General features: G+C 67.5%; 18 protein-coding genes and 1 pseudogene. 15 read left to right on the plus strand and 4 right to left on the minus strand.

The window, feature by feature from the left end; translation table 11 throughout:
- Nucleotides 1–28: 28 nt before the first annotated feature.
- Nucleotides 29–1048, minus strand: a complete 1020-nt coding sequence (locus WMF22_RS16950; protein WP_437300106.1) for a sugar-binding protein — start codon at nt 1046–1048, stop codon at nt 29–31.
- Between the two features lie 349 nt (nt 1049–1397).
- Between WMF22_RS16950 and WMF22_RS16955 the strand changes: the two genes are divergently transcribed.
- The 13 genes from WMF22_RS16955 (at nt 1398) to WMF22_RS17015 (ending at nt 16342) form a co-directional block, all read left to right on the plus strand.
- A complete protein-coding gene (locus tag WMF22_RS16955; RefSeq protein ID WP_438036367.1) occupies nt 1398–2702 on the plus strand; it encodes a DUF1566 domain-containing protein in 1305 nt (434 codons plus the stop codon).
- Nucleotides 2703–2706: 4 nt separating this feature from the next.
- Nucleotides 2707–4278, plus strand: coding sequence for a YkgJ family cysteine cluster protein (locus tag WMF22_RS16960; RefSeq protein WP_438036368.1), 1572 nt, complete (start codon nt 2707–2709; stop codon nt 4276–4278).
- Between the two features lie 64 nt (nt 4279–4342).
- The gene (locus WMF22_RS16965) at nt 4343–5374 is read left to right on the plus strand and encodes a DUF2169 family type VI secretion system accessory protein (RefSeq protein WP_437300109.1); all 1032 of its coding nucleotides are present in this window, start codon (nt 4343–4345) and stop codon (nt 5372–5374) included.
- Entirely contained in the window at nt 5374–6432 is a 1059-nt protein-coding gene (locus WMF22_RS16970) for a beta-ketoacyl synthase N-terminal-like domain-containing protein (protein ID WP_438036369.1), read from the plus strand. Before WMF22_RS16965 ends, WMF22_RS16970 begins: the two co-directional genes overlap by 1 nt.
- 471 nt (nt 6433–6903) lie before the next feature.
- The gene (locus tag WMF22_RS16975) at nt 6904–7527 is read left to right on the plus strand and encodes a hypothetical protein (RefSeq protein ID WP_438036370.1); all 624 of its coding nucleotides are present in this window, start codon (nt 6904–6906) and stop codon (nt 7525–7527) included.
- Nucleotides 7528–7822: 295 nt separating this feature from the next.
- Nucleotides 7823–8482, plus strand: a complete 660-nt coding sequence (locus WMF22_RS16980) for a hypothetical protein (protein ID WP_438036371.1) — start codon at nt 7823–7825, stop codon at nt 8480–8482.
- Entirely contained in the window at nt 8479–9570 is a 1092-nt protein-coding gene (locus WMF22_RS16985; RefSeq protein ID WP_438036372.1) for a helix-turn-helix domain-containing protein, read from the plus strand. The genes WMF22_RS16980 and WMF22_RS16985 overlap by 4 nt, the downstream gene beginning before the upstream one ends.
- Nucleotides 9571–9665: 95 nt before the next feature.
- On the plus strand, nt 9666–10184 hold the full coding sequence (locus tag WMF22_RS16990) for a hypothetical protein (protein ID WP_438036373.1): 519 nt from the start codon (nt 9666–9668) through the stop codon (nt 10182–10184).
- 1180 nt (nt 10185–11364) lie between these two features.
- Nucleotides 11365–12495, plus strand: coding sequence for an IS1 family transposase (locus WMF22_RS16995; RefSeq protein WP_438036374.1), 1131 nt, complete (start codon nt 11365–11367; stop codon nt 12493–12495).
- A 1108-nt stretch (nt 12496–13603) separates the two neighbouring features.
- The gene (locus WMF22_RS17000) at nt 13604–14077 is read left to right on the plus strand and encodes a hypothetical protein (RefSeq protein ID WP_438036375.1); all 474 of its coding nucleotides are present in this window, start codon (nt 13604–13606) and stop codon (nt 14075–14077) included.
- 15 nt (nt 14078–14092) lie between these two features.
- A complete protein-coding gene (locus WMF22_RS17005; protein WP_438036376.1) occupies nt 14093–14479 on the plus strand; it encodes a hypothetical protein in 387 nt (128 codons plus the stop codon).
- 412 nt (nt 14480–14891) lie between these two features.
- The gene (locus WMF22_RS17010; protein WP_438036377.1) at nt 14892–15686 is read left to right on the plus strand and encodes a hypothetical protein; all 795 of its coding nucleotides are present in this window, start codon (nt 14892–14894) and stop codon (nt 15684–15686) included.
- An 8-nt stretch (nt 15687–15694) separates the two neighbouring features.
- Nucleotides 15695–16342: a hypothetical protein gene (locus WMF22_RS17015; protein WP_438036378.1), complete on the plus strand. Its 648-nt coding sequence runs from the start codon at nt 15695–15697 to the stop codon at nt 16340–16342.
- Between the two features lie 19 nt (nt 16343–16361).
- Here the strand turns inward: WMF22_RS17015 and WMF22_RS17020 are convergent.
- Nucleotides 16362–16664, minus strand: a pseudogene (locus tag WMF22_RS17020) (IS1 family transposase); the annotation flags it as partial.
- Between the two features lie 326 nt (nt 16665–16990).
- Between WMF22_RS17020 and WMF22_RS17025 the strand changes: the two are divergent.
- Complete coding sequence (locus WMF22_RS17025; RefSeq protein WP_438036379.1) at nt 16991–17659, plus strand: hypothetical protein; 669 nt, start codon at nt 16991–16993, stop codon at nt 17657–17659.
- 922 nt (nt 17660–18581) lie between these two features.
- Here WMF22_RS17025 and WMF22_RS17030 read toward each other — a convergent pair.
- Entirely contained in the window at nt 18582–19403 is an 822-nt protein-coding gene (locus WMF22_RS17030; protein ID WP_437297344.1) for an ATP-binding protein, read from the minus strand.
- Nucleotides 19400–20989, minus strand: a complete 1590-nt coding sequence (istA, locus tag WMF22_RS17035) for an IS21 family transposase (RefSeq protein ID WP_438034845.1) — start codon at nt 20987–20989, stop codon at nt 19400–19402. Before istA ends, WMF22_RS17030 begins: the two co-directional genes overlap by 4 nt.
- A gap of 231 nt (nt 20990–21220) precedes the next feature.
- Here istA and WMF22_RS17040 point away from each other — a divergent pair, with 231 nt between their 5' ends.
- Nucleotides 21221–22315, plus strand: coding sequence for an IS1 family transposase (locus WMF22_RS17040; protein ID WP_438037262.1), 1095 nt, complete (start codon nt 21221–21223; stop codon nt 22313–22315).
- Nucleotides 22316–22417: the final 102 nt, after the last annotated feature.

A 22417-nucleotide genomic window follows, 5' to 3' on the forward strand; every position in this document is an offset into this window, starting at 1 on the left:
AGCAGATCCGGAGGGGACGCGGCCACGCTCACTTCTTCATTTCGGCGAGCTGCTGTTTGAAGGTCGCCACGTTGGTCTTTTCGATCAGGTCGATGCCGGTGTCGATGCTCTTGTTGGCCGGGATCTGCGCCTTCGCCGTGTCGGGCTTGACCGAGAGCTCATGCGCCCACTTGCTCGCCAGGTAACCGAACTGGAACGGCTTCTGGACGACCGTGGCCGAGATCGTGCCGTTCTCGATGGCCGTGAGCGTCTCCTCTTCCTCGTCGAACACCGCCGCGAGGACCTTGCCCTTCTTCCCGAGCGCCTCGATGGCGGCCGCGATGGCGGGGCCGTTGTAAGACCACAGGCCCGCGACGAGCTTCAGGTCCGGGTGCGCGTTGATGATGTCCTCCACGTTGGAGCGCGCCTTCGCACGGTCGGTGTTGTCCTCGCGCTTGTCGACGATCTCGATGTTCTTGCCGGCGATCGCGTCCTGGATGCCTTGCAGCCGCTGCTTCGCGTTGTCCGCGGAGAGCGTGCCGACGAACACGGCCATCTTGCCGCCCTCCGGGAGGAGCTTCACGATGTGGGCGCCGAGCGCCTTGCCGGCCTCGTGGTTGTTGGTGCCGATGTAGAGAAGGCGGCTCGACGCCGGGGCGTCCGAGTCGAAGGTGATGAGCTTGCTCTTCCCGGCCACCTTGTTGAGCACCGGGACCTGATCGGCCGGCGCGATGGCGCTCACGGCGATGGCGTCGTAGCCCTGACTCGAGAGGTTCTCGAGGATCTGGTTCTGCTCCTCCGTGGTGCCGTTCGACGGCATCTTCACGTCGACCTGGACCTTGCTCTCTTGCTCATATTTCCGGACGCCCGCCTGGGCGATCTTCCAGAACTCGGACGCGTTGTTGGTGACGAAGGCGAGCTTGACGATCTTCGGCTTCGCGCCGCCGCCCTCGGCTGGCGCGGCGCCCGTCCCCTCGCTCTTCTCGTTGCACCCCGTCATCGCGAGCAGCGCCAACACGAAGGGCGCCACGACCGCCCACCCCTTGCCCCAGGACTTCGTCTCTTTCACGGCTGGTCTCCTTGCTGATTCACATTCAAGAACGTGTTGACATCACGCGCGGCGTCGCCCTTACCCGGCCGTTTTCCCCGTGATCTGCCGCAAAGCTGGCGGCGCGCTCATCCCACAGTGCGCCCCGGTGGCTGGGGTCTACCCTCCGCGTCCTGGAGGCCGAACCACTCCTTGGTCTCCACCATCGGAATGGATGTGGAGGACAAAGGACGCCCGCAGGAATGCACTGTGAACGTTCACATTTTCGGTGTCAACCACGATCGGCGGGTGCTGTGCGCGGCGTGTGATAGGTTGGTGCGGTTCGAGCATATTTGTCTTGTGGCATTGGCTTGAGCGCGCGGAGGTGCCTGTGAATCGAAGCAAGCGGTGGGTCGTCGGCGCGACCTGGGTGATGGCCGTCCCGGTGGCGCGTGCCCGGACGGGGGTGGCGCTCGGCGTGGTGCTCGCGGCCGCGGCGTGCGGCCAGGAGGGCGGCGACCGCGATGTGATCGCGGGCAGCGGCGGGTGGGGGACGGGCGGCGCGCTCGCGACAGGCGGAGCCTCGGAGACGGGCGCCGGGGTCGGCGGCGCGGACAGCACCGGGAGCGGCGGCGCGCCGGGGGAGGGCGGCGCGGAGAGCACCGGGAGCGGCGGCGCGGAGAGCACCGCGAGCGGCGGCGCGCCAGGGGAGGGCGGAGCGGCCGGGGAGGGCGGCGGCCCGGGCAGCGGCGGCGCGGGCGGAGCGACCGACACCTGCACCAGGGCCGCGGCCTGCGGGACGCACAAGTGGGCTTGCTGGCCCATGCCCAACCCGGCGGGCAGCGGCCTGCCCAACCCCGCGAGTTACACCGACGTGGGGGGCGGCGTGGTGCGCGACGACGTCACATGCCTCGAATGGCAGCAGAACCCTCCTTCCGAGGCGTACACGTGGGAGCAGGCGATCGGCTATTGCGACGACCTGACGCTCGGCGGGTTCTCCGACTGGCGCCTTCCCACGCGCATCGAGATGACGTCGATCGTCGACTTCACCCGGAGCCCGGCCATCGACAGAGGCGCTTTCCCGGGGGCGCGCGGGGGCTTCCACAAGACGTCGTCCGACTGGATCCTCACCATCCGGCAGGCCGGCGCCGGCGCGGGGCGCGACTATGCCTGGGCCTTCAACCTGAGCGACGGGATCGTCAGCAACGCCTACTCCAAGGCGACCGCGGCGAGCCTGCGCTGCGTGCGAGGCAACGGCGAGGGGGAGGCGCCGAGCAGCCCGGCCGTGGCCCCGCCCGATCAGTACGCCGTCGTGTCGCCCGGCGAGGTGATGGACAGGTACACAGGCCTCGTCTGGCAGCAGGGGTATTCGCCGGCCACGCTCGCCTGGGCCGAGGCGGAGAGCTACTGCGCGACGCTCGATCTCAACGGCCACACGTGGCGCTTGCCCAGCATCCGGGAGCTCGCGACCCTCGTCGACGAGGCGCAGGTGGCGCCGTCGATCAACCGCGCGATGTTCCCCGACACGCAGTACGGCGCCCGCAGCAACGACTGGTACTGGAGCTCCCACGCGGCCGTGGGGAACGCCTCGGCGGCCTGGGCGCTCAACTTCGACGACGGCTTCACCGGGTTCAACGCGGGAGAGAGCGGCAAGTGGAACCACTTCACGGCCGCGTGGGTGAAGTGCGTGCGTTGACGGCGTGGCTGCGGCCGTCGCCCTCCGCCCGGGGAGCGCGGCGGCGACGGCCGGCGCCGCCGCGCCTCGTTTCGATGGCGCGCTGCCGCCGGCGTCGGATAGCGTGGCTCGGGTGAGCCCGAGCATGCCGCCGGCGCGCCCTCGCCTCGCCGCCCACGTGCTCGCGCGGCGCCACGTGGTCGGCGAGGAGGAGCGCGTCATCCTCCACGATGTCCGCACCGGGCAGCTGCTGCAGCTCGGCCCACGGGAGTGGGTCCTGCTCTCCGCGGCCGACGGGACGCGCGACGTCGAGGGCATCGTCATCGCGGCGGCCCGCGAGGGCGCACACGCGCGTGTGCCCGCGGCGCAGGCGTTCTTCGCGGAGCTCCACGCCGCGGGGCTGCTGGGAGCCGATGACGCCGGCGAGGACGCGGGACCCTGGAATGCCGCGGCGCCCGCGGCGCCCGCGCTCGACCCGGGGGAGCGCGATCCCCGCGCGCGCCCGCTGGAGGTGCTGCCCGACTTCAGCCTGCACTGCGACGGCGGCGGGAGCTGCTGCCGGATCTACGCCTCGATCCTCTTCGATCCCGAGGAGGCCGCGCGGGCGCGGGCATTGCGGCCCGACGTGCTGAGCGGGGGCGCGCGCCACGAGCGGGCCTTCACGCCGGAGCGCGGGACGTGGCCGTGCGCGGCCTCCGTCGTGGCAATGCGCGACGGCCGGTGCGCCTACCTCGAGGGCGAGGGGCGCTGCTCGCTCCACGCGAGGGGCGGGCCCGAGGCCAAGCCGCTCGGGTGCCGCACCTTCCCGACCAGCTTCATCGACGACGGCGAGTCGGTGCGCGTCTCGGTCGCCGTGGAGTGCGCCTGCGTGCTCGCCAGCGTGGGCCGCCCCGGCGGCGCGCCGTTGCTCGATCCGCGGCTCGTCACGCGGGGGGATCTGGACGAGCGCATCGACGTCGCCCGGCTGCCCGATCGCGCGCAGGTGGCGCCCGGCGCGACCGCCTCCCGCGCCGAGGTCGTCGCCTGGTCGCGGCGCCTCGCCGCGGCAGCGCCCCCGCCCGACGTCGCCGCGGGCCTCTTCTCGCTCGCCGCCGCGATCGAGGCCGAGGGCCTCGCCGACGGGGCGATCGCGCGCTTCGAGCGGCCCGATCCGCTGGATCCGGCGGCGCTCGCGCCCTGGCTCGCAGCGCTCCACGGCCGCGCGGCGCGGCGGGCGCGCGAGGACGCCGCCTGGCGGAGCGAGCGGGACCTCGCCCGGAGGGCCATGCGGTGGATCGCGGACGCGACCCTGGCGCTTGCGGAGCCCGACCTGCTCGGCGCGCTGCTGCTCTCGCCCGTGCGCGCGCGCGTCGGCGACCGCGAGCGGTTTTACCTCCGCGCGGCGCTGCACGGCCACCGCCTGCTCGGGGCGCTGCCGCTCTCGCTCGCGCTCCGCGATCGCGCCGTGCGGCTCGTCGTGGCCCGGGCGCTGCCGGCGGTCATTGAAGGGGAGGGCGCGGGCGACCCGGCCTGCGCCGAGCCGATCGCGCTCGTGGAGGCGATGCTCCGCGGCCACGGCCTCGACGCGTACGCCGCCGAGGCGGCCATGGCCGGGTGAGCGCGCGCGCCTCCGTCGAACTCGGAGAGACATCGCCTCCGATCCTGTCGATAATGCGCCCGCGATGAGCCAGCCCCCGCTCGACAACAAGACGGACTTCGCCGCGCACCCACAGCTGCTCGTCGACCGGGACGGCGAGCAGCTGGTCACGATCGTCAAGGCGAGCTTCGAGCTCCAGGAGGACGGCAGCCTCGAGCTCGCGCCCCCCGAGCGCACGCGCGGGGTCCGCCTCGCCGACCTGCCCTGGGAGGAGAAGAAGCCCGAGAGCGTCGCGTACCCCGCCGACGTCTGCCTGTTCAAGCCGGCGACCGACGTGATCTTCGTGGCCACGGCGTACGCGCCGAACGGCAAGGCCGTGCCGTCCTTCGACGTGCGCGTCGAGGTGGGCCCGCTCAAGAAATCGCTCGTGGTGTTCGGCAAGCGGCTCTGGGTGGACAAGGGCGCCGCCCTCACCGCGCCGGCGCCCATCGAGCAGATCGACATGCGCTACGACCACGCCTGGGGCGGGCGGGACGACGACGATCCCGCGGCGCCCCTCGAGGAGCCGCGCAACCCGATCGGCACGGGCGTCACGCGCGCGCCGGCCTCGCTCACCCACCAGCCGGCGCCGGCCATCGAGGATCCCTCGTACCCGATCCGGACCGCGAAGACCGCGCCGCCGCCCGCGGGGATCGGGGCCGTCGGCCGGCACTGGGAGCCGCGCCGCGCGTATGCGGGGACGTACGACGCCGCGTGGCGGGAGAACCGCGCGCCGCTCCTGCCCGAGGACTTCGACCACCGCTTCAACCTCTGCGCCTCGCCGGGCCTCATCGCGGATCCGCCGCTCGCGGGCGGCGAGCCGGTGCGGGCGCTCAACCTCACGCCCGAGGGGGCGCTCAGCTTCGAGCTCCCGAAGGTGCAGGTCGAGATCGAGTTCCACGTGAAGGATCGGGAGCCGGTCGCCTTCGCGCCTCACCTCGACACCGTGCTCGTCGACCTCTACGCCACCGGCCCGCAGAAGCCGGTGGCCGTCGAGATGGTCTGGCGCGCGCACGTCAAGGCGCCCCGGCGGATGAAGGACGCGCGCGTGATCGTGCGCGAGCGGGGGCGAGCGTGATGCCCCTCGCCGTCATGGTGGCCGCGGGCGCGGTCACGCCCGTCGGGCTGCGCTCGATCGACACAGCGTTCTCGCACCGCGCCTCGGCCGCGGCGATGCGCGAGTCGCCGCTCGTGGACGGGCAGGGCGAGCGCGTCACGATGTGCTTCCTGCCCACGCTCGATCCGCGCGTCACGGGCGCGGCGCGCGCCGTCCTGCTCGCGGAGCGCGCGCTCGGCGAGGCGCTCGAGAAGCTCGGCCCCGCGGCGCGGGGGCTGCGCCTGCAGATGGGCCTGTGCCTCGACGAGCACCTCGGGCAGCGGCCGCCGGGCGGCGAGGCCCCGGCGCAGCGGATCGCCGCCGAGCTCGCCGCGCGGGCGCAGTCGTACGGGGGCGCGCCGGAGATCGCGGTCAAGGTCTCGACGCGCGGCCCCGCCGCGCCGGGGTACTTGCTGCCGGATCTGTGCGACGCGCTCGCGCGAGGCACGATCGACGCGGCGCTGCTCGGCGGCGTGCACACCGACTACGACCCCGCGCGCATCGCCGCGCTCGACGCCGCGGGCCGGCTCTTCCGGCCGGACAACCTCGACGCCCTCGTCCCCGGCGAGTGCGCGGCCTTCGTGGTCCTCATGCGCCCCGACGTCGCGCGGCGCGCGCTCCTCCGCGAGCTCGGGCAGATCGTCGGCCTCTCCACCGCGCACGAGCGGGCCCGCCCGGACAACGACGAGCCCGCGTTCCAGGCCACGGGCCTCACCGCCGCGCTGCGCGCCGCGCTCGCGCCGCTGGCCGAGCGCGGGATGCGCGCGGGCTGGATGCTCACCGACATCACCTTTGAGACCTTCCGCCATTTCGAGCTCCAGGCCGCGTCGGTGCGCACGCAGCAGCTCTTCTGCGATCCGCAGCAGCTGGAGTGCCCCGCCCAGCGGATCGGGGCGCTCGGGGCCGCGGCGATGCCGCTGCACCTCGCGATCGCTTCGGAGGCGTTCGCGCGCGGCTTCGCGCCGCACCCGTGCGCCGTCTCCCTCGCCGGGAGCGACGGCGGGGAGCGCGCGGCGATGGTGGTCGTGGCGCCGGGGTGACGGCGCAACCTGGCGGACCAGGTCCAAGTGTAGCCGCCAAACGGGACGACCGCCGAACTGGCGCTCGCGGGGTGGTGGGATACCTCGGCCGAAGGCGGCGTCTTTTGAGCCGCCAAGGCGCCATAAGGCGCCAAGATTTTTTGGTTTCTTGGCGTCTTACGGCGGCTTGGCGGCTCTATCATTCCGGCAGGGTCGGGGAATTCCCTCTCCACCTGTCGACAGCCTCCCCGGAGAGATGAAACTCAGCCCGGAGGTCGTCGACAGCCTCCCCGGAGAGATGAAACTCAGCCCGGAGGTTGTCGACAGCCTCCCCGGAGAGATGAAACGGTAGTGGCCAAGGTTGAGTGAAACTGGCCAAATTTGGCCAGATGGCCGGCTCTCGTCGCTAGGCTTCGGCCCGAAGTAGTGCGGCCCGCGGTGTTACCAGCACCCGGGCCGCGTGGCCGACACCGCTTGCACGGAGCCGACAGCATGCAGCCTACCGATCCGCGCGGATCGGGCCAAGGGACCGGTGCGCCCAAGCGCCCACCGAGGAACCCCGGGACCCGTCCGACCACCGCCCCGCCGCACCTCGATCGCCACACCAAGGACGCCATCGGGCGCGCCCTCATGCACGGGGTCGCCCGTGTCGAGGCGTACCTGCGCCGCCGCGGTCTGCCCGCCGGCGACGTCGAGGACTTCGCCTTCGAGTGCGCCTGCCTCACGTACCGCAACATCGCCGATGGTTCCCTCGCCCTCTGCACGGACCCTGCCGAGCGCGAAGGGCAGATCGGCGGCTACATGCGGACGATGGCGTGGCGCATGGTGAGCAACCGCAAGCGCTTCAAGGACGTCTTCCGGCGGCACGACCGCGATGGCGGGGAGACGCTGCTCGAGGCGCGCACGTACGAGGTGGAGACCGCGCTCGAGCTTGCCTCGGAGATCCGCGCGGAACCCCCGAAGGCCCAGCGCTTCCTGCTCGCGATGCTCGGGGTCGGCGGCGCGCTCCGCTTCGCCCACGAGGCAGCCGTCGACGCAGGCATGCACAAGCGCGCCGGCAGGTGGGCCTTGCAGCGCTGCCGGGCGCGCGCCGCGAAGCGCCTCGCCGCGATCTGACCCACCGGCGCGCGTCGGGAAAGCCCCGGCGTGCGCTCCTGGGACCCCGAGCGGCTCTGGACCACCGTGTCTTTCACCCCCAGATGAACGCGAGGGCCCGCGCCGACCGCGAGGCCATCGAGCGCGGCGCGGGCAGGAGACGCCGATCCGGCTGCCCCTCACGCCGGTGGGTTGCCCCTCACGGCGCGAGAGATGGGAAGCTCCACGCGGGCCGATCCGATAGCTCGGACCACAGTCCTCTTGCGCATCGCTTCCCCTTTTGCTACCTACGTCGCAGGTCAAGAAAGGGGAAGTGATGCAGCAACCTACGCAGCAAGCGCCCGCGACGCGCGTGTTCGATGGCCCCGACGCGGCGCGTCAGTTGGCGGAGCTCGGGCTGAGCGCAGACGTTCTTCGCGACGTCATACTGCAGGGCGAGTACGCCAGGGTAGAGGCGACCGAAAATGACCCTCTGACGGCCGAGGGCTATGACGCGTACCGCTATCGAGTTCGTGGATTTCGCGACGCTTACTGCTCGAAGGGATGGACTATCGACCGGCAGCGGAGCTTAGAGATGACGCGATCGCCGTGTGGGCGACGCGTCGTTATTACTCGCGGTGGCAAGAATGGCGTCGGCCTCAAGGGAACCTTTCCGCAACCCCGGCGCTCCGTTGGCGAGAGGACCAAAGACGCGGTCGACGGACACAACCTGCTGCTCGACCCAAACTGGTTCAATTCGACCACGCGCAAGCCAGCCGATTCCGAGGAGATCTGGATGCTCCTCGTGGAGCGGACTGGCGACTCGGTACGTGCCGAGCTGTCACTACCGCTCGCGATCGACAAGGATGGACAGGTTGCTGGATGGCTGGTTCGCATTCTGCTACCTGCAATCGACATGCTAGACCCGGACGCGGCCCGGGCAACGACGCCCGATGTCGTTGAGGTCATCGACCCGCCGCTCGTGCGAAGGCGATGAGCAACGAGGGCGTTGCCAGTTTCTCCCGGAGTAGGCTCATCCTCGCACGTGAGCGGCGTGGGATGACGCAGCGTCAACTATCCGCACTTGTTGGCGTGTCCGACCGGATGGTGAAGGCTTATGAATCTGGTCAGTGCAATCCAACAATCGACACTTTGCACAAGATTAGTCGTGCACTGTCCTTCCCGCCTTCTTTCTTTGAAAGGCCACCGGTCGACGCACTCAAACTGGAGTCCGCAAGCTTCCGCGCGCTAACAAAGGCCGGTGCGCCACTTCGGCACAGAACCGTGGCAGCGGGCACGCTAGCGCTGGAGCTTCACAGGTTCTTGCTCGAAAGATTTGAGCTCCCTAGACCAGATGTACCAGACCTGCGGAATCATACTCCGGAGAGCGCTGCTGAGAGCTTGCGCCTAATGTGGGGGCTTGGACAACGCCCCATCTCTAATTATGTCCACCTGCTTGAGCTGCACGGCGTGTGCGTGTTTTCTCTTTCTGAGGACTGCGACTCAATCGACGCGTTTTCCGTATGGAGAAACGGCACCCCGTTCGTCTTTCTTAATAATCGCAAGACGGCGGAGCGCAGCATGTTCGACGCGGCTCACGAGTTGGGCCATTTGGTCATGCACCAACACGGAATCCCACAAGGTCGGCATGCGGAGAAAGAGGCCGATGCGTTTGCCGCCAACTTCATGCTTCCAGCATCGGCAATACGCGCGGCAGCCCCACGAATGGCGACGATTGCATCGTTGGCCGCAATGAAACAGACATGGCGTGCGTCCGTTGCTGCGCTCGGGCATCGACTACATGAGCTTGGGCTCATGTCCGACTGGCACTACAAGCAGTTTAACATCGAGCTCAGTCGCAGAGGTCGACATAATGAGCCTGCGCCGCTCGCGCGGGAGACGTCTGCACTCTTGCGCAAGGCGCTTGCGGCTCTTTCGGAAGAAGGGATCGGAATTCGAGACATTGCCCGGGAACTATGTATGCCGGTGAGTGATGTGCAGTCGCTGTCGTTCGGACTTCAACTGGTTGAAGGGAGCGGCGACGGCTCTGGGACACCGCGTGGAACGCTGCGATCGATCACGTAGCGATCACCGGTCAGTTTCAGGACAGGGACCGCATGCACACAACAAGTAATCGCCGCGCAGCAACGGACACTATGGGACATACCGGAGACAGTCAGATGGACATGGATGAAAGCGAGAAAACTCTGGCTCTGCTTGTCGAGCGTGGCTTCCCGGCTCCCATCGCCAAAATGCTTGTCATGGCTGTCCCGAAGAGATGGCTTCGTAAAATACGAAGCAGCCCAGTTATGCTTAGTGCACTCGCACGAGATTTGTTCGACAATGAAGGAACCGAGTTCCTGCTACCTGCGCAGATCGTGGCCAGGCATGCTGATGGTACGTTCGACCTGGAATTCGACATCCACTCCGAGTACGCGCGAGTTCTTCGCAAGAACCATCAGTCGCTCGCTGACATGCTGGGGATTGAGTACAAGGAAGGTGTTCGCTTCTGCAACGTTCCTGGCGTGGAAGGTTTTCCGATCCCAAAGTCCGATACAAGGGCGTCAATTGGGTTCAAAGCAGCCGACGTCGGCCGCCCATATGCAAAGCCTGCACTCGTCATCATCGGCGGCAATATACCCGAAGACGCACTACGTTCCGAGAGCGTGGACCCCAAAGCCCCAGTTGACCAGAACTGAGGGCGGCCACGAAGAAGCGGCCGGCTCGGCCTAGCCTTGCCGATCCGGTGCATGAGCGACGCCCTGAGTGTCCGCTCGTCCTCCAGGTAACACCCGTCCGCCGTCATCCGGTCGAAGTGCGCAATGTGCGCCGTGGCGGCGAGGCGATGAACTCGCTCCCGCGGTTGCTCCTACGTTCCTGGTCGGAACGTCCCCTCGGGCACCGGTCGTCGAGTCCAAGGCGATATCATCCGGTGCCGGATCCCTATGGGCCCCAGTGCCGTCGCGAGTTCGCGTGGACTCAGGCGGACGACGCCTTCGCTGGCCATCTGCCGATCAATCTCGGCAGCGAGGCAGCACAAGTGTCGCCATTCGTCGCGCACGATCAGATGCGCCTCGCGAAAGGAAACGCGGAGGAAGGGCCCCCAGTGCGCTTCGTCGCCATCAAACCAGTCCCCCCATAACCACGGCGCTGCACCGGAAACCCGCGGTGGGGCCCATCTGCTGATATCGAAGAAATCTTTCCCCGCCCCAAATCGGTTGGCGGGGCGCTCGTTCGGGAACGCGCGTTTGGTAGCAACGTAGCCTCCGAGCGTAGCTGCCGCAGCGCGCCCGAGCCCGTCAAGCTTGAACCACTTCCACTCCTTCGATTCCCAGTCTGTGTCTGGTGAATCAACTGGGACCCACGTGATGCTCTCTACGCGACGCCCGAGAGCGTGCGCAACGACGGCGTGTCCTGCCTCGTGGATCGCTGCTCTCCACCGGGTTTTCGGATCGCGCCAAGGAGCCGCATCGGTCGGGTCTTCCGTCTCCATCCGCGCAGCATAACAGATGACCGAGGGGCAGGTGCGCGGCCGTCGCCGCGAGACTCCGATCTGCTCAGCCTCTCCGGGTAGCGCGTCGGCGGGCTTCCCCGCTCTGGCCCCATCCTGCCCCGGCCATGGCGCCGCGCTCCCCGATGACGCGAAAGAGCCACCAAACAGGCTGCAATCGCGCACTGCGGCTATGACAGCCGCTGTCCTAGCCGCATGGAAGCGCCGGGAAATATAGGCGTTTCGTGCTACATTGCAGGGTACTTAGCAAAGCGCCCTGCCCCAGGCTGACTCCCGGAAGCAGGGCTGCGAAACATCCGGCGGTGGCCCGCCGAGCGCGCATCGCACCGCGATGCATGCGGCCACCTACGGGGGAAGGCAAGGGTTCCGTGGCGAACGAGCTCCCACGCGAGCGGCGGCTTGCCGTGCTCGCAGCCTTGGTCGACGGCAACAGCGAGCGCGCGGCCGAGCGCATGACCGGCGTCAGCCGACCGACGATCAACCGCTTCGCCCTCTTGGCTGGGCAGGGGGCTGAGCGCCTTCATGACCGGCGCGTGCGGGACCTGTCCTGCTCGCTGATCACCTTCGACGAGCTCTGGGGGTGGGTGGCGAAGAAGCCCCACCGCGTGGACCCGGCCGAAGATGCGGTCGATGTCGGCGAGGGGTGGATCTTCGCTGCGATCGACGTGTCGAGCCGGCTCTGCGTCTCGTTCTACGTCGGCAAGCGCGACCAGGAGAGCACCGACCGCTTCATCGAAGACCTTCGCGCGCGGCTCGTGGTGATGCCGCAGCTCATGACAAGTGACGGCTTCGCGCCGTACGTGTCGGCCGTCGGGACGAGCTTCGGCCCGGCGAGCACCTTCGCGCAGACCGTGAAGCACTACCGCAAGAGGAGCCGCCGCGGGCCGGACCATCGGTACGAGCCTCCGCGCGATCCGTTCATCGTAAAGCGGGCGATCTACGGTGCGCCCGACATGTCGAAGGCGAGCACCGCGTACTCCGAACGCCTGAACCTCACCATGCGGCACGTCAACGGCCGCCTGCGCCGGCTCTGCTTGGCGTTCTCCAAGAAGATGGAGAACCACAGGGCGGCCGTCGCGCTCGCCTACACGCACTACAACTTCTGCCACGTGGTGAAGACCCTCCGCGTGACCCCGGCGATGCAGGCCGGCGTGACCGACCACGTGTGGTCGCTGGAGGAGCTGCTCGACGAGCTCATGGCCGACGCGCCGAGCGAGAAGCTCGTGGCCCAGCCGCTCGCCCACGTGAAGCCGGAAGGCGCGGCCCGGGAGCTCCCCGAGGGACGCGGGTTCTTGCGCGTGGTCCAGGGCGGTGCCGCACCGACCCCGCCCGTCGTCCCTGCGCCACCTCCGCCCGCCCCGGTGCCCGTCGCCGCGACCCCGAGCGCCCCCGCCCCCGCCCCCGTCGAGCCGACCGGTCAGCTCGACCTGCTCTCGTGGCGCCCGAAGCCGAGGACGCCGGTGCAGCTCTCGCTGTTCGATCTGGTCGAGCTGCCGTAGGCAAGTCGAACGGCGTACGGGTACGATGCCAGGATGCCGCAGCGCCGAACATTTAAAACGACTGAACGCCTCTGCCCACGCTGTATCAGGCGCGTCAAGTACGGGCCGCAAGGCAACCCGTATCGCCATAAGTGCCCGGACGGAGACTGGTGTATGCCGAGTCCGGTAACGATGCCGAAGTCAGTGCATCCACAATGCGCGCTGTGCAGGCAGCAAAAGTCAGACCGCAGAAGGGCGGCACGCCGCGAGATGGGATTGCCTGATTGACTGATCGGCGAACCGATCGGGTTTGGCGACCGATCGTCGCGTGCGTTCAAACTTCGCCAGGGCAATGGGCTGGCCAAACTTGGCCACCACCGATGAAACTCAGCCCGGAGGTTGTCGACAGCCTCCCCGGAGAGATGAAACTCAGCCCGGAGGTTGTCGACAGGTGGTGCCCTAATTAGGGCAGACAGGCCGCCGCCCGCTTGACGTCCGGACCTCAGTGCAGCTCGACCGGATCGTCCTCGTCCTCGTCGTCCTGCTGGTTGATGCGGCGCGTGAGCCACGCGCGTAGCTCCTCCTCCCCCCTCCACCTCCCACCCGTCGCGCTTCATGAGCTCGATGTGGGCAATGTGCGCCTCTGGGAACACCTGCCTCATCAGGTCATCGGCGTCCTCGCAGAGGTAGACGTCCACCGCGTCGCGTCCCGCGTCGGTCTTCAGGAGCACCACGCTCCGCTCGCGGTCAACCCGGATCGTCGAGCCGATGGCGGGCACCCGCGGGAGCTCCACGACCTTCGACAGCGTGTGGCCGCCGTTCTCCAGGATGAGCCGTACGCGCATCCCGCGACGCTACCACGGGCTCCGAGCGTCTCGACAGCTCTCGCAACCTACCGCGCAGAAACGCCGTCAAACAGGCTGTAAACGCGCACGTGAGCTATGACATGCACTGTCCCAACGGAGCCGAAAGGCCGGGAAACATAGGCTTTCGGTGCTACCTTGGTGGGACAGGCAAAGCGCCCCGCCTCGGCTGGAACCCGAGACGGGGCTGCGGAACGCCGGATGGTGGCCCACCCGTCGCACGTCGCGTTGCGATCATGGGCACGCGTCCGGAGAGGTGCAAGCCCATGGCGAACGTGCTCCCGGCGGAGCGGCGGCTAGAGGTGCTCGCCGCGCTCGTGAACGGCACCAGCATCCGCGCCGCGTCGCGCATGACCGGCGTCCATCAGGACACCATCGGCCGCTTCGGTCAGGCCATCGGCGAGGGCTGCGCGCGGCTCCATGACCGGCTGGTGCGCGATCTGACGTCCCCGCTCGTGGATCTCGACGAGATGCACGGGTGGTGCAAGGTCCGTCAGAAGCAGCTCGACCCGGCGAAGCACAGCGCGGCCGAGATGGGGGAGCAGTGGACGTGGGCCGCCATCTGCCGCACCAGCAAGCTCGTCATCGCGTGGCACGTCGGGAAGCGCGACCAGGAGAGCGCCGACGCTCTCGTCGAAAACGTGCGCGCGCGGCTCGCGGTCATGCCGCAGATCACCACCGACGGGCTCGGCCTCTACGTGCAGCCGATCGCGGCGAACTTCGGGCGCGCCGTGTGTTGACGCTCAGGCTGGCCGATGGTCCGCCAAGCGGCGCCGGATGAACCCGTCGACCGCGGCGTCGCGGTTGCGGATCGCCAGGGAAGCGTTCGCCTTGAAGTTGCGGAGGTGGCGCCGATGAAGCCCCGCGACCCGAAGCGGCGCGTGGGCGTGACCGTGCCCGGCAAGCCCGTCACACGCTCGGTCACGCCCGAGCAGATCGACCGCTACCTCGCCGACACGGGCTGGGTCGACGACGGCCTGCTCCCCGCCCGAACCGACCGGAGCGTGTCGCTCACCCGCATCATCGCCATCATCGCGATGCGCGAGCGCCGCTCACCCGGCGAAGTCCTCGCTGACATCGCAGCCGGCAAGGGCCCGGGGCGCCGACGCCGCTCGCGGCGGATCTGGCGGACCTGGGAGTAGGCCGGCGCTGCCAGAAACGAAGACCGCACGCCGCATGAACCCGTCCACGGCGGCGTCCAGGCTCCGCATCGCCCGCGAGGCGCTAGCTCTGAAGTTGAAGAGGTGGCGGAAATGAGCAACGCACCGAAAAACTGCGCGTCCTGACCGCGGACCTCTCCTACATCGTCGAGCAACTGCGCATCTTCCACGCCTACCCTGGGCACATCCTGGAACCACGCCAAGCTCTGGGTCGCCTTGTTAGAGGGTCAGATATGGCCACGGAGGTCGGCAGATATTGCGCATCCACGTCGCCCAAGGTAGGATCCTCTTCGATCGAGGAAGATCGCTTCTAGAGTAGAAGTATCCTTCCGCCTGTACTGCGGTCCAGGTCGGCTGCTTGAGATCTGTTTCGCGCCGTGATACCATGCGGCCCATGGCCGCATGGGGAGATAACGAGCTAGAGCTGAGACTGGCCGCAGCTTCCACGCCGGAGCGCGTGGCCTCGGCAGCACTGCTGCTTAGTGACGTTATACGCGCGGCATATCCAGGCCTCGGCGAAAACAGCGTAACAATGGTCGTGTCTAACTACAGCATGATCGCTGGGCTGCGCCCGAGAGACGACGCCGGGCATTCGGCGATTTCTGATGTAATCAGTTTCGCTAGGGACCCAGAGCGCGCGTTCGACAGCATCGCATCGGCGTGGGGTATCGCGAAGGCGTTCGCCGAGCACGGCCTCGACCTTCATCTATATAAGGCAGAGTTGTGGGCCCGCGGCAACGCGGGGCCGGTCGCCCGACTCGGCGACGAGTTCATGGCGCTCATGAGGCGACTTAGCAGGGAGAAGAAGCCGATCCCGCTCATGAGGGGCAGTACGGTCATATATAGCCTGGTGCACCGGGTGGGACGGGCAAACGGCAAGACCACCGTGGTCAAGGCGCGGATTGACGTTGACGGGAAGCCGTGCGACGTTCGCATCTCTACCGGCTCTGAAGATCAGTTCTTTGACGCTGCAAAGAATAAGAGAGTTGTGCATGCCATAGCTCTGGATGCGGCCTGGGCTATCACATCGGGCGGCACATACGTCTTTGATGCGTCCAGCAGCCGTGCAAGGAGCGCTACTCCATGGAAGCCAATTTCCGGAGCAGAGCTAATGAAAGAACTGTCAGGCGTGCAGCAGATTGACAGTGAAGATTTGCGACACGTCCTCGACGACATTGCGGGCCGATGATGCATACAATGATCGACACGAACGTCCTTGTGTACGCCCACAGGGCGGTGGCCCGTGACGCCTCGACCGATGGCGATGGCGCTGGCATCCGCGTGCCCACAGGAACCGATGAAGAGCGTGCACGCGACCAGATGAGCTTGGAGATACTGACGGCGCTAAGCAGCATCGCTGTCAGCCCAGTGTCGACGCTCGAGTTCTGCAGAACGATGCGCAATATGGATCTCGGGTGGTACTCTACCATTGCACCGAGGTTTCACACCGTTGCTATCACCGGTCCGGTCGCGATAAAGGCCGCTGAGCTTCTACATAAGAGAAACGTCAGTGAATCTGTGTGCCCACGGTGCTTAAGCTCCCGCAACGAGCACGAGTGCAAGAAGTGCGAGCGCATGCTGTCATCGCACCAGAGGATTAGCGATGCCATGATCGCGGCATGCGCGGAGTGCGATTCTGCAGTGGGCCATCTTCTTACCTATGACACTGGCATTGTTGCCTTTGGGGCTTACATGAAGCAGTGCAAGGTGTACGATCTGAACGCTTTGAAGCTGGCCGATCTTGGGTTTTTGATGTCTGCTCCCAAACCAAGCAAGCGTCGCGGGAAGCTTCTTCGAAGAGAAGAAGGCCAGTATCCGTTAATACCGCAAGAGCTAAAGCGGTAATCACATAGATCGCTGCCAGCTACTGGTTGGTGTCGAACAAGCTCAGCTGCACCATCCTGCGCGGCCCCGGCGCTGGCGGCGGCTGTGACGGCGGCGGGGGCTCCGGCTCCGCGGGAGCCGGGGCAGACGCCACGGGTGGTGGCTGCGGCGTTGTGGGCGCCGACGGGGCGGAGCCGCCCGGGAGCACCCGCAACCAACCGCGGCCGGCAGGGAGCGCCCTGGCGGTGCCCTCAGGCTTCGGGACGGCGAGCGGCTGCGGCTCTGGCTTCTCCCCGGCCGGCTCCTCCAGCGCGGCGTCCATGAGCTGCTCCAGTGTCCACACGGTGTCAGTGATGCCAGCGGCCATCGCTGCGCCCGAGCGGCGAGCAATCTGGTGTCCGTTTAGCCATTTTCTTGCATCTTTCCAAGCTTGTCTCTACTTAGACAAGCGATACCACATCATGTGAGGACATTAAGATGCCGGGCGATCCCGAAACAAACACATCGACAGCAACGGGGGTGGGCATGTCTTCTTGTTTTATCTGCAGGAAGTCTATCCCATTCGACGCGGCCGTGTGCACTGAGTGCGAGTCAGTGCAGTTCTCTTATCGATGGCACGCTGTCGCCCGTCGTATCGCGGGTGTGCTTCTAGTCCCCGCTATGGCGTGGATGGTAGTGGCCTATTATCAGCGCACAGAGAGCGACCGCGAGGCGACGCAAGCGGCTGCTGCCGGAGTCACGGAAGAGCTTCAGGAAGTCCTTGCGCTAGCGAGTGATTTTCAGACCGCCTTCGAAACGCTCGGGACAAATTGTACGGAGGCGGAAACAACATCTACGCAGGTATGCCTCGCCGAGTACACCAAGAGAATAATCCAGCTCGATGACCTCGTGGGGCGCCTTAGTTGGAAGACGGGGATCTTGCCTCTAGGCCCGACTGCATACAATGCACACCTGGTCTGGAAAGACGCTTACTGGAACGCGCCACCGGAAAAAAGAGCAACCGAGTACGGGGGCATTCGAGTCGACCTAAAAAATGCTTTCTGGACCATGGGTCAGGATGGCTCTCTACTGAAATGTCAGTACGACTTTGAGTCGAGCGACTGCGGAAAGCGCGTGCGGTATATATTGGAGCCATTTAAGCGCAAAACCCTGGCCATGTTTTGCGAGCTCGAGGTCGACATCAACGAAAGCCGACTGGCGCTCTTCGAATCTCTTTCATCATCTCTTCCGTCGAGCACCGCGAACCGCAATCTGAACGAAAAAATGCGTACCCACGTAGCGCAATCGTGGTGTGGTAAGAATCTGGATACCCTCCGTCAAGAAAACAACAAGAATTGAGGGTAACTCGCCTGGCGTGTAAGTAAAGCAAGCCCGATCGCTTCGTGATGAGGTTGTGGCGCGTAACCGACCGACCATCGCCATCGGCATGGCGCCTTGCGGCTCTCGCCTCGGTCGTCGACGCAGGCGGAGACCGCCCGTGCCCGCGCCGGGTCGTGGGCCGACGCCGCCCCGCGCCCAGCATCGTCGACCCCGTCGAGAGCTGCAAGCGGCCGTGCTCATGAGGATGGCCGGGGGGTTACCGCAGGCGCGCGCTCCCGTCGCGTGTCGACCCCCGCCGCACGAACGAGCCATCAAACAGGCTGCAACCGCGAACATCGGCTATGACATCGCCTGTCCTAGCTGAGTCAATGCGGCCGAGCGGTCGATACCCTACGTGCTACATTTGGGGCCTAGGCAAAGGCGCCCGCCCGTAGCTGGTAACTACGAGCGGGCTGCGAACACCGGATGGTGGCCCATCCAGCGCCCTCGCACCGCGCAGCATGCGGCCACCGACGGGGAAAGGCAAGGGTCCCGTGGCGAACGAGCTCCCACGCGAGCGGCGGCTTGCCGTGCTCGCGGCCTTGGTGGACGGCTGCCACGTTTCAGGGTCATGGGGCCACCCCGTTTCAGTGTCATGGGGCCAGGGGGAGACGACGTGATCGGCCTCGACGATGCCCGAGACCGCGAAGCGTGTCGAGGTCCCCGGAGCCGGGAGCGAAGCGACCGGCGACGTCTCTCTTTTTTGCAGGGTCATGGGGCCACCCAGGCCCCCTGGTAGGCTCTGGCGGAGAGCAGGGGCCACGACGCTCACGAACAGGTCCCCCGGCCCCCGCGGCACCGGCGGTTACCTCGACGAGGGCGGGCCAGGCGCGCCGCGGGGAGCGAGGGGGTCAGAGGCGGCGCGGCCCCGGGGGCGACGTCCTCGCCGGGACCGCAGCGGTCATCGACGCTTGGTGCGTGGATGGGTGGGCGGCTTGCCGCGCGCGGGCCGCGGCGCGGCCGTGCTGCTCTCGTCGAGCTTCGGCTTGAGCCGTGGCCTGTACGACTCGCCCTCGATGATGAAGTCGAACGCCGCGTTCTTGAACCGATCGACGGCGCTCTGCGCGAGCAACACGTCGTCGAACATCCCGAGCCACTCGGCCGTGTCGCGATTGCTCGTGACGATCATCGACCCGCGGCCCGTGCGTTCGAGGAAGAGCTGGTAGACGTCACGGCTCTCTTCCTTGTTCATCGCCTCGAGCGCGAAGTCGTCCAGGATGAGCAGGTCGACGGTCGTGAGCGCGATCATCTCGGCGTCGCGTGAGTTGTCGAGCCTGCTCTGGCGCAGCCTGCGCAGCATCGCGTCGGCGCGCAGGAAGCGCACGCTGTAGCCGTGCTGACACGCGAGGTGTCCGAGCGCGTTGGCGAGGAAGGTCTTGCCCACGCCGACGGAGCCGAGGATGACGATGTGCTTGTGCTCTTCGAGGAAGAGCAGGCTCGTGAACCCACCGAGCAAGCGCCTATCGAAGCTCACCTTCGCGGTCTTGTCCCAGAGCTCCAGGCGCATGCTTGGGTCGAGCCCGGCGTCGCGCACGCGGCTGTCCGTCGCGCTCGCCTCGCGGCGCGCGATCTCGTCAGTCAGCAGCATGAGCAACATCTCCTCGTGCCCCATCGACTGCTTCTCGGCGAGCAGGAGGCGCTCACGCAACGTCGCTGCGATGCGGCCGAGACGCAGCCGCTTGAGCGCCGTGACGAGCGCAGGGTCGACGTCGTTGGCGCTCATCGCACCTCCTCCTTCGTCACGGCAGCCGCCGTCGTACGTGTCGCGAAGTGCTCCGTGCTGCGCGCGAACCGCGGCGTGGGGAGCGCAACGACCTTGCGGTCCTCGGTCGACGGTGACGCGGCCGGCTTCGCCGTCTCGAGCATGCGCGTCACGCGCTGCACGTCGACGACGTCGAAGGCGAGCGCGCTCTGGCAGATCGCCTCGACGCGCCCATCACCGAACTTCTTGCACAGCCGCAGCAACGCATAGACGAGCCGCATGCGCGTCCAGGGCAGCGGCACGTCGAGCAGCCGCTCGGCGTAGATGCCGACGTGCGCCCCGCACTTTCTCGCGCTCGCGACGAGCGAGGCCACGTCGCGCACCGCCGCGACGGCCTTGCCCGTGGGGTAGTCGCTCGGGTCGGTGGAGCGCTTGCCCGGAGCGACCCGCGCGTGCAGCTTCACGAGCTCGGTACCCGCGTAGATTCTCACCGACGCGCGGTCGGCGCGGACGCGCACCGTGCTGCCGACGTAGCGCGTGGGCACGCTGTAGAGCGACCGGAGGACCTGCACATGATGGTCGGGGTGCACCTTCGCGTCAGTCCAGTGCGGCACGTCGAACGGCGCTTCCGGCGCCGGCCTCATGGCGCCCTTCTCGCGTGACTCGAACACCTCGCGCGGCACCTCGCGTGTCGTGCCGTGGATGCGCGCGCCGGCGACATCGCGACACCACAGCTCCGCGGATGCGCGGGCCTCGTCGAGGCTGGCGAACGACTCGCCGTCGAACCAGCTCTCGCGCACGTAGGCGACCTGGTTCTCGACGCGCGCCTTGTCTTTGGGCGACCTGACGCGTGCGGCATCGACGAACAGCCCGCGCGTCTGTGTGTAGTCGAGGAAGGCCGGCACGAGCACGACGGCGAGCTCGTCGGCGCGCAGCACGATGGCCTTCATGTTGTCCGGCAGGATCACTCGTGCCATCGCACCGAAAAACTTCCACGCCGTGTCCAGGCCCGCGCACACCGCCGTGGTGGTCTGCTCGAACGACGGCCACACGAACTGGTAGCGGCTGTACGCGAGCGTCACCACGAGCACCCACAGATTGCGAACCCGCTGCGTTGCTGGGTCGAACAGTCTTCCCATCAGGCCGAAGTCGACCTGCGCGATCTCGCCGGGCTCGGTGTCCGCGACGCGAACCGTCGGCGTCTTCTTGCGCCACGCGAGCTCCTCCATGGCGAAGCGCCGGAGCGTGCCGTAGCTCGCGCTGACGCCGTGATCGCGCTTGAGCAGCACGTGGATCTTCGTCAGCTTCAGCGGCCGGGGCTGGGCGAGCCAGGCCTCGATACGTGCGCGATGCGTGCCGATCTCTTTCCACTCCTCGCTCGTGTCGGGCACGGGGCGCGCCTGCACGCGCTGGGCGATCGCGTGGATCTCCTCGTCCGTCGGCTCGCGGTCACACGGCAGTGGCAACGTCGTTGCAGCCTCGAAGTACCTGCCGACCGTCTTGCGATCGAACCCTGTCGCGCGCGCCACATGACGCGCGCTCTGCCCCGCCGCACGACGGCGGAGCATTTCCTTGATGTCAACCATGATCAGCTCTCGGTAGGGCATCGGCCTCCTTCCGACGGCGACCCGCGCCGTCATCGGAAGGAGCCCGTCTCAGATCCCGACCTCGGCGTCCCGAGCTGGCCCCATGAGGCTGCAAAAAACCTCGGAAGCTGGCCCCATGACCCTGAAAAAAACTGGGTCACGCCCCCGCGCGGGTGGCCCCATCCTCCTGGATTTGGGGTGGCCCCATGACCCTGAAAAAAACGCCGTCAGGTGGCCCCATGAGACTGAAAACTGGCAGACGGCAACAGCGAGCGCGCCGTCGAGCGCATGACCGGAGTCGAACGGAAGACGATCCGCCGCTTCGCGCTTCGGGTCGGCGTCGCCGCGCAGAGTCTCCATAACACCATGGCGCGCGACCTATCGCTCTCGCTCATCGAGAGCGATGAAGTCTGGTCCTTCGTGAAGAAGAAGCAGTCGCGCGTGACGCCCGCGGAGCACGCGGCCGGTCTCGGTGAGGCGTACACGTTCACGGCGCTCGCGATGCCGAGCCGCTACGCGGTGACGTGGCACGTCGGCAAGCGCGACGAGACGAGCGCCGACGCGTTCATCAAGGACCTGCGTGCGCGGCTCGTCGTCATGCCCTCGCTCACCTCCGACGGCTTCCCACCCTATCCGGGCGCGATCGGCGCCAGCTTCGGCCCCGGCGTCGACTTCGCGCAGGTCATCAAGCACTACACACGTGGCGGGCGACGCGATGACGATCACCGCTACGAACCGCCTCGCGAGCCGTTCCTGACCCGGCGCGTGGTGTTCGGCGCTCCGAACATCGACGCCGCGACGACCGCGCACGTCGAGCGGAACAACGCCACCCTGCGGCACCACATCGGGCGGATGAGGCGCTTGGTCTTGGCCTTCAGCAAAGACCCGGAGCACCACCGCGCTGCTGTGTCTCTCGGGCTGACGCACTACAACCTGTGCCTGATCGTCAAGACGACCCGAGTCACGCCCGCGATGGCGGCCGGCGTCACGAGCCACATCTGGGAGCTCCCGGAGCTGCTCGACGCGCTGCTCTCGGTGCCCGAGACGCCAGCGCCGAGCGCGAAGCCGCTCGCTCCACGCAAGCCAGAGGGCACCGCCCGCGAGCTGCCCGGCGGACGTGGCTTCCTGCGCGTGGTCCAGGGCGGTGCCGCACCGAGCCCGCCCGCTGCTCCCGTGCCACCTCCGCCCGCTCCCGTGCCCATCGCTGCGCCGGCTCACGTCGAGCCCTCCGCGCCGTCGGCGGAGCAGCCCCGCCAGCTCGACCTGTTCGCCTGGCGCCCGAAGCCGAGGACCCCGGTCCAGATGTCCCTGTTCGGGGATCCGCCCTCTGACCCGACGGCGGAATAGTGGGGTTGTTTGCGCCCACAAAAGTGGGGTCGTTTCAAGCAGAGTGGGGTAACTACCCCACCACCCGTCGACAGCCTCCCCGGAGAGATGAAACTCAGCCCG

Origin of the sequence: Sorangium sp. So ce204, assembly GCF_051526795.1 — a bacterium.
Classification (GTDB): Bacteria; Myxococcota_A; Polyangia; order Polyangiales; family Polyangiaceae; genus Sorangium; species Sorangium cellulosum_B.

Coding starts and splice junctions, on each gene's coding strand:
- WMF22_RS17025 (WP_438036379.1), top strand. CDS start 16,991: ATGGTAGTGGCCTATTATCAGCGCACAGAGAGCGACCGCGAGGCGACG.
- WMF22_RS17030 (WP_437297344.1), bottom strand. CDS start 19,403: ATGAGCGCCAACGACGTCGACCCTGCGCTCGTCACGGCGCTCAAGCGG.
- WMF22_RS16965 (WP_437300109.1), top strand. CDS start 4,343: ATGAGCCAGCCCCCGCTCGACAACAAGACGGACTTCGCCGCGCACCCA.
- istA (WP_438034845.1), bottom strand. CDS start 20,989: ATGCCCTACCGAGAGCTGATCATGGTTGACATCAAGGAAATGCTCCGC.
- WMF22_RS16985 (WP_438036372.1), top strand. CDS start 8,479: ATGAGCAACGAGGGCGTTGCCAGTTTCTCCCGGAGTAGGCTCATCCTC.
- WMF22_RS16970 (WP_438036369.1), top strand. CDS start 5,374: ATGCCCCTCGCCGTCATGGTGGCCGCGGGCGCGGTCACGCCCGTCGGG.
- WMF22_RS17005 (WP_438036376.1), top strand. CDS start 14,093: ATGGTCCGCCAAGCGGCGCCGGATGAACCCGTCGACCGCGGCGTCGCG.
- WMF22_RS17010 (WP_438036377.1), top strand. CDS start 14,892: ATGGCCGCATGGGGAGATAACGAGCTAGAGCTGAGACTGGCCGCAGCT.
- WMF22_RS17015 (WP_438036378.1), top strand. CDS start 15,695: ATGATCGACACGAACGTCCTTGTGTACGCCCACAGGGCGGTGGCCCGT.
- WMF22_RS16990 (WP_438036373.1), top strand. CDS start 9,666: ATGGACATGGATGAAAGCGAGAAAACTCTGGCTCTGCTTGTCGAGCGT.
- WMF22_RS16975 (WP_438036370.1), top strand. CDS start 6,904: ATGCAGCCTACCGATCCGCGCGGATCGGGCCAAGGGACCGGTGCGCCC.
- WMF22_RS17000 (WP_438036375.1), top strand. CDS start 13,604: ATGGCGAACGTGCTCCCGGCGGAGCGGCGGCTAGAGGTGCTCGCCGCG.
- WMF22_RS16980 (WP_438036371.1), top strand. CDS start 7,823: ATGCAGCAACCTACGCAGCAAGCGCCCGCGACGCGCGTGTTCGATGGC.